Consider the following 13,348-nt stretch of genomic DNA (forward strand, 5'->3'; position numbering starts at 1 on the left):
TTTTCAATCACTAACACAGTCGTACTAGAAATGAGCTGATGTCATGATCGTCCACTTGATCATCGCGTGCGAAATCATGTTCTGGGTGTTCATCGCCGCAGGTCTCGCGGCCCGCTATCTACTGCGCCGCAAAACGCTGGGCGCCGCACTGCTCATCTGCGCGCCCCTGGTGGATGTCGTACTGCTCGTCGCCACAGCCCTCGATCTTCGTGGCGGTGGCGAGGCAAACTTCACCCATGGGCTTGCCGCGGCCTACATCGGATTCTCCGTCGCGTTCGGACACAGCCTCATCTCCTGGGCCGACGCCAGGTTCGCCTACCGATTCGCCGGCGGCCCGGCTCCCGTCGCACCACCCAAGTACGGGAGTGCGCGAGCACTGCGCGAATGGCGCGAGTTCGGCAAAGCCGCGATCGCCTGGGCCGTCGCGTGCGGACTTCTCGGCGCGGCCATCTTCCTCGTCGACGACCCCACCCGCACTGGAGCCCTCGACGGATGGATCAGCAAGCTGACAGTGGTACTCGCAATCTGGGGAGCAATCGCCCTGAGCTACACGGTGTTTCCCAAGCGTGAGAAGGTCACGGCGCGCGGCTAGCCTCGACTGCCTGTTCGGTCGCGTCGCATACGATCACCGGACGCAGGACGAAAACCGGCAGCCTGCCACCGTCTTCCGGTCGCGCAAGACGAAGTTTCAGCCCTTCGCTGCGTAGCAGGTACACCCCGGCCACAGTGCCCGAGACGAGCGAGATCACTCCGCCCACGATCAAGGGCGCACGTGGGTCCACGGAGTCGGCGAGCCAACCCAGCAACGGGCTTCCCAGCGGTGTGCCACCGAGGAAACTGAGCATGTAGATACCCATCACCCGCCCGCGCATCTCGGAAGGCACCGACATCTGCAGGATGTTCATCGCGGACGTCGTGAACGTCAACGTCAGTGCGCCCGTGGGGATCAACATCAGCGCCACCAACGCGTAGGTGGGCATCAATCCCACCGCGACCTCGAACACACCGAAAGCCACGGCGGCACCGAGGAACGTCCGCAACCGCGGCGCTTCCTTCCGTCTTGCGGCGTACGCAGCGCCGGCAAGGGTGCCCACGGCGAGCGTCGTGGACAGCAATCCGTAACCGTCGGCCTCGAGGCCGAACGTGTTGCGCGCCATCACCGCCAGGCTGATCGCGAAGTTCAGGCCGAAGGTCGAGACCATGAAGACCGACACCATTATCACGCGAAGGTCCTTGCGGCCCCATACATATCGGAACCCGTCGCGCACCTGCCCCTTGGTGCGCGGGGCCGGTTCCGACGGGATCAACTCCTTCTTGTTCATCAGGTAGAGCGCGATGAGCACCCCACCGAATGTTGCGACGTTGAGCAGGAACACCCACCCTGTTCCGATCAGGTTGATCAGCACACCCGAGATGGCCGGACCGACGATGCGGGCCGTGTTGAACGTCATGGAGTTGAGCGCGATGGCGTTGGACAGGTGTTCCTTGCCCACCATTTCGATGGTGAACGATTGACGCACGGGTGCGTCGAGCGCCGAGACACAGCCGAGGGCAAAGGCAATCAGGAAGACATGCCACAACGCGACGAGCCCACCGACGTCCAGCAGGCCCAACACGAGTGCGCATACCGCACTCGCCCACTGCGTGAAGATCAGGATCCGACGCTTGTCGTACCGATCGGCCAGCACCCCACCCCACACCGACAAGAACAGCGTCGGGCCGAACTGCAAGGCCATGACGATGCCCACCGCCAGCGCGTTGCCGTCCGAGAGCGTCAGTACCAGCCAGTCCTGGGCGATGCGTTGCATCCACGTGCCGACCAGAGAAACGATCTGTCCGGAAGCCCAAAGGCGGTAGTTGCGGTTGTGGAGCGCGGCAAACATGCCGGAATCGGGGTCTCGGGGCACCCCACTATCTTGCCCCTCAAGTAATTCGTTTGGGCAACGACCTCTAGGTAGCGGAGCTACTCCGTCTTGTTGACCATCTCGGTGATGATCTCGACGGCACCGCGCAGTGTCGCGAGTTCTTCGCCACCCAGCCCGGCCAGCTGCTCGTTCATCCACGCCTCACGCGCATGGGTTTCGTCCGCGAGCAACGCCTGCCCGGCGTCGGACAGATTCACGATGATCTGACGACCATCCGTGGGATGCGGCGAGCGCTCGACCAGACCGAGCTCGGCGAGAGAAGCAACAACGCGCGTCATCGACGGCGGCTGCACTTTCTCACGTGCTGCGAGTACGCCAGGAGTCATCGGGCCGTACTGATCCAGGCTCGCCAAGGCGGACAGTTGCGTCAGCGATACCTGAGCGTCGACTCTGCGGCCGCGCAGATGCCTGGTGAGACGCACTACAGCCAGGGAAAGATCGCTGGCCAGCGCACGAGTTTCGGTGGTCACGCGTCAGACAATACGTCAAGAGCTGGCCGGTAGCTCACGTAATCGAATACCGGTCAACCCTGATTTCACGTAAGGGCGTCGGTAATGGGTCCGACAGTGAAGTAGGCCACAAAAAGTGCCGCCACGATCCAGAGCAACGGGTGGATCTTCTTGATACCACCGCTGGCAGCGTGCAGGACCACCCATGAAATGAAGCCGACGCCGATGCCGTTGGCGATCGAGTAGGTGAACGGCATGACGATCATGGTCAGGAACGCCGGGAGAGCAACCGAGAACTTGGTGAAATCGATGTCTCGGACCTGCCCGATCATCAGCGCACCGACGACGACGAGGGCAGGCGCAGCTGCCTCGATCGGCACGACGGAGTAGAGCGGCGTCAGGAACATCGCGACGAGGAAGAGCAGTCCGGTCACGACGTTTGCCAGGCCCGTGCGGGCGCCTTCGGCAATACCCGACGCGGATTCCACGAACACGGTGTTCGACGACGCCGAAGCGCCACCGCCGACGATCGCGCCCGCGCCTTCGACGACAAGCGCGCGACCGACGTTGGGGAGGTTTCCGCCCTTGTCGGTCAGGCCGGCTTCCTTACCGAGACCCGTCATCGTGCCCATGGCGTCGAAGAAATTCGCGAGCACGAGGGTGAAGACAAGCAGGCTGGCGGCCAGAACACCGATGCGGGTGAATGCGCCGAAGATGCTGACGTCGCCGACCAGGCTCAGATCAGGCATACCACCGAGCATCTCCGGGATCGCGGGGATGCTGAGGTTCCAGCCCTTGGGGTTGGTTCCGAGCGAGGGTCCGACGTCGGCAACTGCCTCGATGATCGCGGCGAGGATCGTCGTGACGACTATGCCGATCAGCAGTCCACCACGAACCTTGCGCACTACCAGAACACCCATGAGCAGCACACCGAAGATGAACACCACGGTCGGCCACGAAGCGATCGAACCGTTGATTCCGAGTCCGACGGGAACCGTCGTACCGGCGGCATCGGGGATACGGCGGACGAATCCGGCGTCGACCAGTCCGATGAAGGCGATGAACATGCCGATACCGGCCGCGATCGCGGACTTCAATGCCGAGGGAATCGCATTGAACACCGCAGTTCGGAAACCGGTGAGTGCCAACAGAACGATGATCACACCGTCGATGACCACCAGGCCCATCGCCTCGGGCCAGGTGACCTGAGGTGCGATTGTGACGGCGAGCAGGCTGTTGATGCCGAGACCCGCGGCGATGGCAAACGGATAGTTGGCAACGACACCGAAGACGATGCTCATCAGGCCCGCAACCAGAGCGGTGACCGCCGCCACCTGGTTGACCGGAAGGATGTTGCCGAGAACGTCGGTCTTCGCTGCAGCGTCGTCAGCCGAGAAACTGCCGAGGATCAGGGGGTTGAGGACCACGATGTAGGCCATCGCCACGAAGGTGACGACACCGCCGCGAATCTCGGTCGAGATCGTCGACCCTCGTTCGCTGATCTTGAAATAGGTGTCGAGGATCTTGCCGGGTGCCGCCATGTTTGTTCTTTCCCCATCGCTGTAGGTCGCCGTGTGCCGGCGCACATGAAGCCGGTCGCACTAGGGAGAGTAGGCCACCGGGGTACGGGTAGCGTTAATTTTGTGACGGAGACTCGCAACACAACAGGCCTGATCGGCAAATTGTCCGCACCCGCGCCGGCACTGATCATCGGCACCGCGTTGTGGGTGATCGCCACGATCGTGGTCGCGGTGAGCGGCGATCGTTGGTCGGATGCACTCCCGATCTGTTACGCGGGTATCGGAGTCGGCTTCCTCGGCTTCGCTCTGTTCTCCATTCAACGACGCGCAGCTGTGCGCGGCGACAAGGGCGCACAACAGGGCGCCGGTCTGGTCGACTGAGCAGGTCGATTCACCCTTTCAGTATGGTAAGCCTACCCTGCACTCTCGTGTCGGTCTTAGCTTGTCAATGCTGAAAGGAACCACGTAGCCGTGAAGATCTCCCACCGAAATCGTTGGAAAAGCCGAGGACGTTGGACGAGACTGACATCCGTTGCTGTGGTCGCCCTGGTCGGCACAGCACTCGTCTCCTGCAGTTCGAACGACGACGCAGCAAGTAGTTCGTCGAGTTCCGGTGGTGGCGCCTTCCCCGTCACGATCGATCACGCTTTCGGCAGCACCACGATCGATTCCGAACCACAACGGATCGTCACCGTCGGTTACAACGACGAGCAGGCTCTGTTGGCTCTGGGCATCAAGCCCGTCGGAATGGTCAACCAGTACCCGGGCGAACCGGACGTCAACCGCACGTGGCCATGGGTCACCGGCCCTTGGGGCGGAACCGAACCGACCGTCGTCGGCAGCAATCCCGAAACCACGATCAGCGTCGAAAAGATCGCTGCGCTCGAGCCCGACCTGATCCTCGCGCTCTACTCGAGCATCGACAAAGACCTGTACAGCACACTTTCCGCGATCGCCCCGACCGTCGCGAAGGATCCGGCCTACGGCGACTACGCAACTCCGTGGCAGATCACGACGAAGACCGCAGCGAAGGCAGTGGGTCGCGAAGCCGACGGCGAGAAGTTGGTCGCCGATATCGACAAGCAGTTCGCCGACGCCAGAAGCGCTCACCCGGAATTTGCAGACCAGACCGCGGTGATCATCAGCGTCGACGCGACCCCGGAGTTCTACGCCTTCTCCTCCGAGGACGCCCGCGGACGGGTTCTCGGCAGTCTCGGATTCAAACCTGCTCCCGCGGTCGAGGCCTTGATGAACGGTGAGTTCTACGCGCCGATCTCCACCGAACGACTGGATCTTCTCGACGTGGACCGTCTCGTTGTCATCGGCAATCCCGATGCCGCACAGGCGGTCCGAAACAACCCTGGCTTCCAGCAACTCGACGTGGTCAAGGACAATCGCGTCGTCTACGTCAACGACGATCAGGCTCCGCAGGTCGGTGCGGCCTTGACCGCAAGCTCGGCACTGAGCTTGCCGTGGGCCACGAGCCAACTACTCGCCGAGCTCACGAAGTAACCAGCGCCCGGCGCTTTCTGATCTGCGCGGTTCCCCAGATCCACACCCCGGCCCACATCATCCCGAACGCCCAACCTGCCAGTACATCGGTCATCCAATGGGCAGCCAGGTAGACGCGGGAGAATCCGACGGCGATCGTGTACAGGCCGAGGCTCGCGAGCATTGCCATCTTCGCGAGCCTCGGCAAGGCAAGACGAAGGATCACGGCGGCAACCGAAGTCGCGAGGATCGCGCTCATCATCGCGTGGCCCGACGGGAACGAATACGAATCGATTTCGATCAACCGCTCCGGCAGGGGTGGACGGGTTCGCGTGAAGATGCGCTTCAATCCGCTCATCACGAGCAGACCGGTCAACATCGATCCGGCGATCAGCAGAGCTTCGGTGCGTAGTCCCCGAACCAGAAGCACGATCGTGAGCAGCGTCGCGATCAGCCACGACGCGAGGGTTCCGCCGCTGTCGGTGATGACGTCGACGACGTCTACGAGCCACGCCGTCCGCTGACTCACTGCGCTGTCGAGTACCCACTGATCAAAAGACATCTGCCCTCACATTCCTTGCGGCAGAGTCCACGTACGCATCACGTGATGAACGCCGTCCGAGTCCACCCACCACGGCACGATCACCGTCGTCTCGACCGCCCCTGTCAGTTCCACCGACAGTTCGTGATGGATCACTACCTCGCCGCCGGGAACCTCACGGCCGAGGGCTGCGAAGCCGAGAACTGCCTGCGGTTCGTTCGCCCACGTCGTCACGACGCCGGTGCTGCTCACTCGTCCGTGAACGGATGCAGACGCCGTCGCGACGTCGAGCAGATCTGCCAGTGCGTCGGCCGTCTCGAAGCTGCCGAGCACCACTCGTTGTGCAGGCAGTGCCGCTCCCAGCCACGGTCGGTCGAGAACAAGGGCGTCGCCGGGATCGACCAGATCGCCGGAAAGGCCTCGCACGAACGGCGGCAGGTGCAGTTCCTCCAGGTCGAGAACCCGTCGCTGCGCTGCCTCCCCCAGTAGTCGGTGCGTCCGCGCGACAACGGCGGAGGCCGGCATCCGTAGTGGGTCGGCAAGCCGATCGAGCAGCAGCTGAGCCAGTTCCGGATCGTCGACGGTATCCGATGCCAGCAATCCGGAGAAGAATCCGGCGTCGGGGTGTTCGGCAGCATCGAGCAATCCCTCGAAGGTGCGATCGCCCGGAGCGCGCAGCAAGCCCAGCACCTCACCGCCGAGTTCGGCATTCGAACGCAACCACCACGCCGTGTATCCACGACGGTCGGTGAGCAGCGCCCGCGTCGCCGGCGACTCGACCAGCAGCGACAACGCCTGCGGCCAGCGGTCTTCGTCCACGAGATCGAGATCGCGCACGGCTTCGATGTATTCGGGGTCCTCGTCGAGGGTGTCCCACCATGCGTCTTCGGCGTCGAGATCGTGATCGGGGCCGGACGGCAATTCCTCACGGACCACCGTGAAACCCCACCCGACACCGACTACCCGTAGCGCCTGCTCCCCCACCCGCTGAACAAAATCAGCGTCGACGATGCCGAAGGGAGAATCCTCGACCAGGACGCTTGCAAGGGGAGCTCCCGGAAGCAGAAGTTGGTCGGCGGACCGCAATTCGCCTTCCGAATCAGGAAGCAGCACTTCACCGATCCACGACGGCAGCGCCCCTGGCGCCACGTGGGCCGCCAATCCGAGCACCACTTGCGCCAACTCCGTCGCTACCGAATCATCTTGGTCCGCAGCATCTTCGATCAATGCGCGCAGCGCCGGATCGGACAGCAGGTCGGTGGCACTCGCGGTCTGCGCTCCCAATCGAGACAGCAACGGGTGAACCGCGACGGGATGAACCAACCTCGTCCACTCCACCGACGGCGCGTCTTCGCCCAGTTCGACGCCGACGACGACGGTCCGCGGCCCGGTCACCGTCCGTCCATCGGAGAGCGGAACCGGCAGTGTTCCAAGCTCTTCCACCGCAAGAGTGTCGATCACCAGAGGCTCGAGAGCCGAATAGAGGCGATTCCACCACTTGGGTTCACGTTCCGAACCGCTGAGCAGTTCGGCGATGCGCGCGAGCCCGATGCGGTGTGTCGACACCGCCGCGAGCGCTCGCTCGTGCTTGGGGCCGGAGAGCTCGGGGACAACCAGGCCACCGATGATGTCGGTGAGCAACTCGGCAAGGTCATCACTGAGCCCGGGCACCACGGACGCTCGCTGCGGCGCGCGGTCGGGCTCACCGACCACCGGAAGCCACTCGTTTTCCTGCAGCTCCTTCAGAAGCGCTTCGCGCAGAAGCGAATCGGTTTCGCTGCGGGCAAAGGCAGGGATCGGGACGAGTGCCGTTCGCTGCCGAGGAGGTAGTGCAGCAAGGAACTTCGCGTACCCCTCGGCAAGCGGAGCGATCGGTGCAGCGGGCATGAGGCGTCGCCGATCGGGTTGCATTGCAATGTCGGCAATGATGATCGCGGGGATCGACAGTTCCTCGTCGGATCGCGTCGGCGCCCGCAGGACGTCGTCTGCGACCGGCTCGACGACCCCGTCGCGGACGGGCACCAACCATCGTGCGTTCGGCGCGGTGTACTGCCACCACGTGCGATCACCGATAGCGATCTCGACGAGGCCGGAATCCAGCACCCGTTCCGATCGCCGAAAAGTCTTCTCACCCAGACGAATTGATCCGAGAGCTGGGAGTTCGAGGAGCAGGTCGACAGCCTCACGTGCCATCTGCGAAAGCAGCGCTGCGGCATCGACGTCCGGCCGAAGCGTCAGCACCACTTCCGAATCGGCACCGTCGCTCGGCAATTCGCCAGAGGGCCACACCAAACGAAGTACGGGGACACCGGTTTCCGGCACGGGGAGTTCGCGAGACTCGATCTCGCGCAGAGTGTGCGAGGCGGAGAATCGAATCGATCCCGTCGACGAGCGCAGTTCCACCTCGTCACTGACCGAGAGAACTGCCGAGAATCCGACGCCGAACCGTCCCGTCACACCTTCGTCGGCGTCGACCTTGTTCGACGCGCGCAGCGCGGTCAGCGCATGTACACCGGATTCGTCCAGTGGACGGCCCGTGTTCGCCACCGTCAGCGTCCGACCGTCCACATCCACCCACAAAGAGCCCTGGACGCCCTCGCGTGCAGCTGCATCGGCAGCGTTCTGCGCCAGTTCGGTGAGCAGACGGTCGCGGTACCCGGCCTTTGCGAGGTCGGATTCCGCAGCCGCGTCTTCACGCAATCGCGTCGGAGATTCCGACCACGCGCGCAGCGTCGCCTCGCGGAGTGCGTCCGTACCGAACGGATCTTCTACTCGGTGGATACCGAATCCTCAACTGCAACAGCGCTCGACGGGCGAGCGGGCACCGCAATCAGCTCGACGGCCCCGTCGTCGAATGCGTCGAACTGCGGCGAGCCCGCACCGAGCGGCAGGCTGGTGTCCGAGTGCGCGCCACAACCGTAGGACACGCTGACCACACGGCCGTCTGCGGAGAGTTCGTTTCCGCACACACCGAACGCTGCGTGCAGCGAACCGGCGAGTGGAAGGAAGAATCCACACAGTCCACACGTCGACGGCGCGGCCTTCGCCATCTCCGACTCCGGGCCGAAGTCACCGTCGAACCAACGCTGCGCGGCATCGAGTCGGCCCTCGCGGCTCATGACCTGTTTGCGGCCGAGCCCGATTTCGAGAGCTACCTCGTCGACTTCCGGGTCACCGGTGGCGACGTAGCCGGGAACGAGGCGAGGATCCTCGGCCGGCGGGGCGAGTAGGTCACCGACGGACAGATCGCCGGGACGAATCCGCTGATCCCATGGCAGCCATTCCGGCGCAACCAACGCGTCGGGACCCGGCAACAGCGCCAACTCACTGATCGTGGCGTGGGTGTCCTCCGGTCCGGCAGCGACGACAACCGCCCACTGCCAACCGCGGTATCCCGGAATGTCTGCTGCAAATCGATGGGTGGCGGCAAATTCGTCCTCCGACGTCACGCCGAGGTATGCCCCCACACCGCCTTCATGCAGGTCGACGACTGCCTTTCGGGCAAGCTCGACCGCATCGGCCAGTACTGGGCGCGGCACTGCACGCTCTGGAGAAGTAGCAACACTCACTCCTCCAGTTTGCCGCACCACCGCAAGTCCGCAACGCACTGGGCTGCCATGCTGGGCAGATGAGTAGGTCACACGCCAATTCCGTGCGCACTTTTGCAGTGGTCGCCGTGATCGCCTCGGCCTTGGCGGGGTGCTCCGATTCCCCCGGCGCTCCCGACAACCTCACGTCCGAAACCGGCTCCGTCGAGATCGTTCGAGTGTCCGCGCACGATCCCGACGCGTTCACGCAGGGCCTCGAGATCGACGGAAACCGGTTGTACGAAAGCACCGGACGCGTCGGGCAGTCCTGGGTGCGCTCGAGCGAGATCTCCGACGAGCAGTCCCCCGCTTCGGGACCGGAAGTTGCGCGTGCCGATCTCGACCCGCCGTTGTTCGGTGAGGGCATCACGGTTGCCGGAGACACACTGTGGCAACTCACCTGGAAAGACGGCGTTGCCATCGCCCGTGACAAGGACACCTTGACCGAACGAGGGCGGTTCCCACTCGACACCGAGGGATGGGGAATCTGTTCGCTCGGGGATCGGCTGGTCTCGAGCGACGGTTCGGCCACGTTGACCTTTCGCGATCCCGAAACCTTCGCGTCGATCTCGACCGTCGACGTCACCAGATCTTCGGAGTCCGTCGGCAAGCTGAACGAATTGGAATGCGCCGAAGACGGCTCCGTCTACGCCAATGTCTGGACCACGGACACCGTCGTCCGAATCGACCCGTCGGACGGCAGCGTCACGAACGTGTACGACGCTTCGCCGCTACGCGAAGAACTCGTCGCGGACGGATCGACCAGCACCGTCGACGTTCTCAACGGCATCGCGCAGATTCCCGGTACCGATCGATTCCTGCTCACCGGCAAGTATTGGCCGCAGATGTTCGAAGTCCGTTTTGTTAACTGAGTCCGACATGACACAGGACTCGCAGGGGTGTGCGTGGTAGCCGCGCCGACACTAGGACAGAATTGAGTGGTGACCGGACCGCGCGAACCCTACGACCCCGAAACTCGGCGAATCCACGACGAGCCGGAGGGGCAACAGGTGCACCCCGGTTACGACAATTACCCACCCGCGGCCCGCCCGGACAATTACCCACCTTCGGCCCGTCCCGCTGCCCGTCGCACGCCTTTGCCACCGCTGCATCCGATTCCCGAATCGCGGGGAGACTCCGAATTCGCGGCCGGTTCGAAGACGCCGGGGGCGGACGCTCCCAAGGCTCCACCGATGCCTCGCAAGCTCACCGTCACTCGCGTCGCAGCGATGCGCAGCCGCGAACTGACGAACAAGGGCATCGCGACCTTCCAGCGCGCGGCGAAGGCCGACGGCGCGGACAAGTCCGGTCTGACCGCTCTCACCTACGCGGTGATGACGAACAACGCGACCGACGCGGCGATCTCCGTCGCTCTGGCCAACACGCTGTTCTTCTCGGCCGCGACGGGCGAGGACAAGACCAAGGTCGCGCTCTATCTCCTGATCACGATCGCACCGTTCGCGGTCATCGCACCGCTCATCGGCCCCATGCTCGACCGGTTGCAGCGCGGACGCCGCATCGCACTCGCGTCGTCGTTCGGAATCCGGACGCTCCTCGCGGTGATCCTGGTCTTCAACTTCGACAGTTGGATCCTCTATCCGGCCGCGCTCGGCATGATGGTGCTCAGTAAATCGTTCTCGGTGCTCAAGAGCGCAGTGACACCACGCGTCCTACCACCGGAAATAGACCTGGTGCGCGTGAATTCGCGTCTGACGGTCTTCGGGCTGATCGGTGGAACGATCGGGGCCGGCGCTGTCGCAGGTGCGCTCGCGCTGGCTTTCGGTTCCACCGGCGCCTTGTGGTTCGCGGTCGCCGTCACCGTGTTCGGCGCATATCTGAGCATGCGAATCCCGTCGTGGGTCGAGGTCACCGAGGGTGAGGTTCCCGCGACCATCACCTACCACCCGGACGAAGCGCATCACGCCGGCAGCGCCCCACCGCAGCCGGACGCCAAACCTGCCAAGGTCCGTCAGCCTCTCGGACGCGCCGTGATCATCGGACTCTGGGGCAACGGCACCATTCGCGTGCTCACCGGCTTCCTGACGCTCTACATCGCGTTCGTCGCCAAATCACGCACCGATCACGAGCCGCTCCAGCAGGCCATGATGCTCGGCCTGGTCGGCGCAGCAGCCGGTCTGGGTAACTTCGCCGGAAATGCCACGGGTGCGCGCCTCAAGCTCGGCCGGCCTGCCTTGATCGTGCTCCGGTGTACTGCGTCGGTGTGGATCATCGCGGTGATCGCAGCTCTGACGGACAACCTCATGACGGCCGCGCTTGCCACGCTCATCGCATCGGCCGCCAGCGCGCTCGCCAAGGTCTCACTCGACGCGTCACTCCAGCACGACCTGCCCGAGGAATCGATCGCGTCCGGATTCGGTAGATCCGAGACGGTTCTGCAGCTGAGCTGGGTACTCGGCGGCGCATTGGGGGTTCTGCTTCCGACCGAATACTGGATCGGGTTCACTGTTGTATCGGTGTTCCTGACGATCGGGCTTCTGCAGACCTTCCTGAGCTACCGAGGAAGCAGCCTCCTGCCCGGCCTCGGCGGGAAGCGACCCGATCTGGCCGAACAAGAAGTGACCGAAGTGATTTACACCGGTAAATCCAACCGAGGACAAGGAAGTACTCCGCAGTGATGATGCGCTCGAGAACAAAGAAGATCGTGGCAGCGATCAGTGTCCTGATGGTGGTGGCACTGGTTGCTTACGTCTCCGTTCTTTTCGTGATCATCAAGAACATCAACGACGACCCCGACAAGCTGCCGGTCATCACTGCATACGCACACGGCAAGACGATCGAAACGAACCCTGCCGGTTTCTGCACCATCGACCTGTCCCAGTGCGCCCAGGTGGGCGACATCTACGCACTCGACGTTCCAGCGGGCTACCCGCTGCAGCTGTCGTTGTCGACGGACGTCTCGGATGCGCAGTGGGCACTGCTCGCCGTCTACGAGGATGCCGACGGCAACCAGACCGGTGAGCCCCGAGTCTTCGAGCCCGGCGAGGCCCTGGCAGTGACGGTCGAGTCTTCGAGCGATCCCGTCAAGCAACTGGTCGGCGTCGAAATCCACCTCGCCGTCGGTGAGGGAAGCGAACAGGGACTGCTGATCTGGTCGATCAAGACCGCCTGATCCCCGGAACATCGAAAATGCCCTGCACACCGATTGGTGTGCAGGGCATTTTGTTTCGAAGCCGTGTATGGCAGCTCGTATCGAGCGATCAGGTGTCGAGCTCGCGAGCGACGGCCCGGACGACCTCGGAGATCCGCTGAGCGGTCTTGCGGTCCGGGTACTTGCCGTTGCGCAGATCCGGCTGGACCTTCGCCTCGAGCAACGTGATCATGTCCTCGACCATGCCGTGCAGCTGGTCAGGGGTGTGCTTACGCTCGACGGGCTCACGACGCGTCGCCGTAGCGCCCCGCAACGACGGCGCCGGCTCGAGTACCTTCAGGCTCAGTGCCTGCGGACCGCGGCGGCCCGCAGCCATGCCGAACTCGACGCGCTGGCCGGCCTTCAAGCCTTCGACGCCCTCGGGGAGAGCGGAAGCACGGACGTAGACGTCCTCGCCCTCTTCCTGCGACAGAAAGCCGAAACCCTTTTCGACGTCGTACCACTTCACCTTGCCGGTCGGCACCGCGTTCACCTGCTCATCACTCGACTGGGGCGTCTGCCCCAATGTGCTCGGGAGGCTCTCGGAAGAGCCTCATGGCCTTGCTCGCATCGCTTCCGGTGGAAGAATGCAAAAGAACGCGCCCCACACTTGCTTCAGCGGGGCGCGCAGTCTGTTAACAGTCTACCTGGGACGAACCCGGGTCGGCACCCAGGTTTACAGGCACT

Annotated in this window: 13 protein-coding genes; 6 read left to right on the forward strand and 7 right to left on the reverse strand. The window is 63.7% G+C overall.

Annotated elements, in window-relative coordinates; genetic code table 11:
* Positions 1 to 43: 43 nt before the first annotated feature.
* Positions 44 to 592, forward strand: a complete 549-nt coding sequence (locus P0M12_RS05180) for a hypothetical protein (RefSeq protein WP_003940103.1) — start codon at positions 44 to 46, stop codon at positions 590 to 592.
* Here the strand turns inward: P0M12_RS05180 and P0M12_RS05185 are convergent.
* The 3 genes from P0M12_RS05185 to P0M12_RS05195 form a co-directional block, all read right to left on the reverse strand.
* Positions 576 to 1,883: an MFS transporter gene (locus P0M12_RS05185; RefSeq protein WP_007733487.1), complete on the reverse strand. Its 1,308-nt coding sequence runs from the start codon at positions 1,881 to 1,883 to the stop codon at positions 576 to 578. The two genes, P0M12_RS05180 and P0M12_RS05185, sit on opposite strands and share 17 nt — an antisense overlap.
* A gap of 80 nt (positions 1,884 to 1,963) precedes the next feature.
* Positions 1,964 to 2,395 (reverse strand): MarR family transcriptional regulator, encoded by a 432-nt coding sequence (locus P0M12_RS05190; protein ID WP_003939901.1) that lies wholly within the window; start codon positions 2,393 to 2,395, stop codon positions 1,964 to 1,966.
* Positions 2,396 to 2,460: 65 nt separating this feature from the next.
* On the reverse strand, positions 2,461 to 3,915 hold the full coding sequence (locus P0M12_RS05195; RefSeq protein WP_277377496.1) for an NCS2 family permease: 1,455 nt from the start codon (positions 3,913 to 3,915) through the stop codon (positions 2,461 to 2,463).
* 102 nt (positions 3,916 to 4,017) lie between these two features.
* On the opposite strand from P0M12_RS05195, the gene P0M12_RS05200 reads away from it, so the two are divergent.
* Positions 4,018 to 4,275 carry a DUF2530 domain-containing protein gene (locus tag P0M12_RS05200; RefSeq protein ID WP_007733492.1) on the forward strand — a complete coding sequence of 86 codons (258 nt, stop codon included), beginning with the start codon at positions 4,018 to 4,020 and terminating at the stop codon, positions 4,273 to 4,275.
* Between the two features lie 90 nt (positions 4,276 to 4,365).
* Positions 4,366 to 5,406 carry an iron-siderophore ABC transporter substrate-binding protein gene (locus P0M12_RS05205; RefSeq protein WP_051649549.1) on the forward strand — a complete coding sequence of 347 codons (1,041 nt, stop codon included), beginning with the start codon at positions 4,366 to 4,368 and terminating at the stop codon, positions 5,404 to 5,406.
* Here the strand turns inward: P0M12_RS05205 and P0M12_RS05210 are convergent.
* The 3 genes from P0M12_RS05210 to P0M12_RS05220 form a co-directional block, all read right to left on the reverse strand.
* Entirely contained in the window at positions 5,396 to 5,947 is a 552-nt protein-coding gene (locus tag P0M12_RS05210; RefSeq protein ID WP_007733495.1) for a phosphatase PAP2 family protein, read from the reverse strand. The two genes, P0M12_RS05205 and P0M12_RS05210, sit on opposite strands and share 11 nt — an antisense overlap.
* Before the next feature lie 6 nt (positions 5,948 to 5,953).
* Positions 5,954 to 8,626 carry a hypothetical protein gene (locus P0M12_RS05215; RefSeq protein WP_064114461.1) on the reverse strand — a complete coding sequence of 891 codons (2,673 nt, stop codon included), beginning with the start codon at positions 8,624 to 8,626 and terminating at the stop codon, positions 5,954 to 5,956.
* Positions 8,627 to 8,694: 68 nt separating this feature from the next.
* Positions 8,695 to 9,516 carry a DUF3027 domain-containing protein gene (locus P0M12_RS05220; protein WP_030535360.1) on the reverse strand — a complete coding sequence of 274 codons (822 nt, stop codon included), beginning with the start codon at positions 9,514 to 9,516 and terminating at the stop codon, positions 8,695 to 8,697.
* A gap of 38 nt (positions 9,517 to 9,554) precedes the next feature.
* Between P0M12_RS05220 and P0M12_RS05225 the strand changes: the two genes are divergently transcribed.
* From P0M12_RS05225 to P0M12_RS05235, 3 genes are all read left to right on the forward strand, one after another.
* Positions 9,555 to 10,385 carry a glutaminyl-peptide cyclotransferase gene (locus tag P0M12_RS05225; protein WP_075834166.1) on the forward strand — a complete coding sequence of 277 codons (831 nt, stop codon included), beginning with the start codon at positions 9,555 to 9,557 and terminating at the stop codon, positions 10,383 to 10,385.
* A 69-nt stretch (positions 10,386 to 10,454) separates the two neighbouring features.
* Positions 10,455 to 12,149 carry an MFS transporter gene (locus P0M12_RS05230; RefSeq protein WP_175280096.1) on the forward strand — a complete coding sequence of 565 codons (1,695 nt, stop codon included), beginning with the start codon at positions 10,455 to 10,457 and terminating at the stop codon, positions 12,147 to 12,149.
* A 26-nt stretch (positions 12,150 to 12,175) separates the two neighbouring features.
* The gene (locus P0M12_RS05235; RefSeq protein WP_223304425.1) at positions 12,176 to 12,643 is read left to right on the forward strand and encodes a DUF2771 domain-containing protein; all 468 of its coding nucleotides are present in this window, start codon (positions 12,176 to 12,178) and stop codon (positions 12,641 to 12,643) included.
* An 88-nt stretch (positions 12,644 to 12,731) separates the two neighbouring features.
* Here the strand turns inward: P0M12_RS05235 and P0M12_RS05240 are convergent, their stop codons facing one another.
* A complete protein-coding gene (locus tag P0M12_RS05240) occupies positions 12,732 to 13,145 on the reverse strand; it encodes a cold-shock protein (RefSeq protein WP_007733502.1) in 414 nt (137 codons plus the stop codon).
* Positions 13,146 to 13,348 lie beyond the last annotated feature (203 nt).

The sequence above is a fragment of the Rhodococcus sp. RCBS9 genome (genome assembly GCF_029457415.1).
Taxonomy (GTDB): domain Bacteria; phylum Actinomycetota; class Actinomycetes; order Mycobacteriales; family Mycobacteriaceae; genus Rhodococcus_F; species Rhodococcus_F qingshengii.

What these genes read in the sequence shown, in the direction of transcription:
- P0M12_RS05180 (WP_003940103.1), top strand. Translation starts at nt 44, where the DNA reads ATGATCGTCCACTTGATCATCGCGTGCGAAATCATGTTCTGGGTGTTC.
- P0M12_RS05185 (WP_007733487.1), bottom strand. Translation starts at nt 1,883, where the DNA reads ATGTTTGCCGCGCTCCACAACCGCAACTACCGCCTTTGGGCTTCCGGA.
- P0M12_RS05195 (WP_277377496.1), bottom strand. Translation starts at nt 3,915, where the DNA reads ATGGCGGCACCCGGCAAGATCCTCGACACCTATTTCAAGATCAGCGAA.
- P0M12_RS05210 (WP_007733495.1), bottom strand. Translation starts at nt 5,947, where the DNA reads ATGTCTTTTGATCAGTGGGTACTCGACAGCGCAGTGAGTCAGCGGACG.
- P0M12_RS05225 (WP_075834166.1), top strand. Translation starts at nt 9,555, where the DNA reads ATGAGTAGGTCACACGCCAATTCCGTGCGCACTTTTGCAGTGGTCGCC.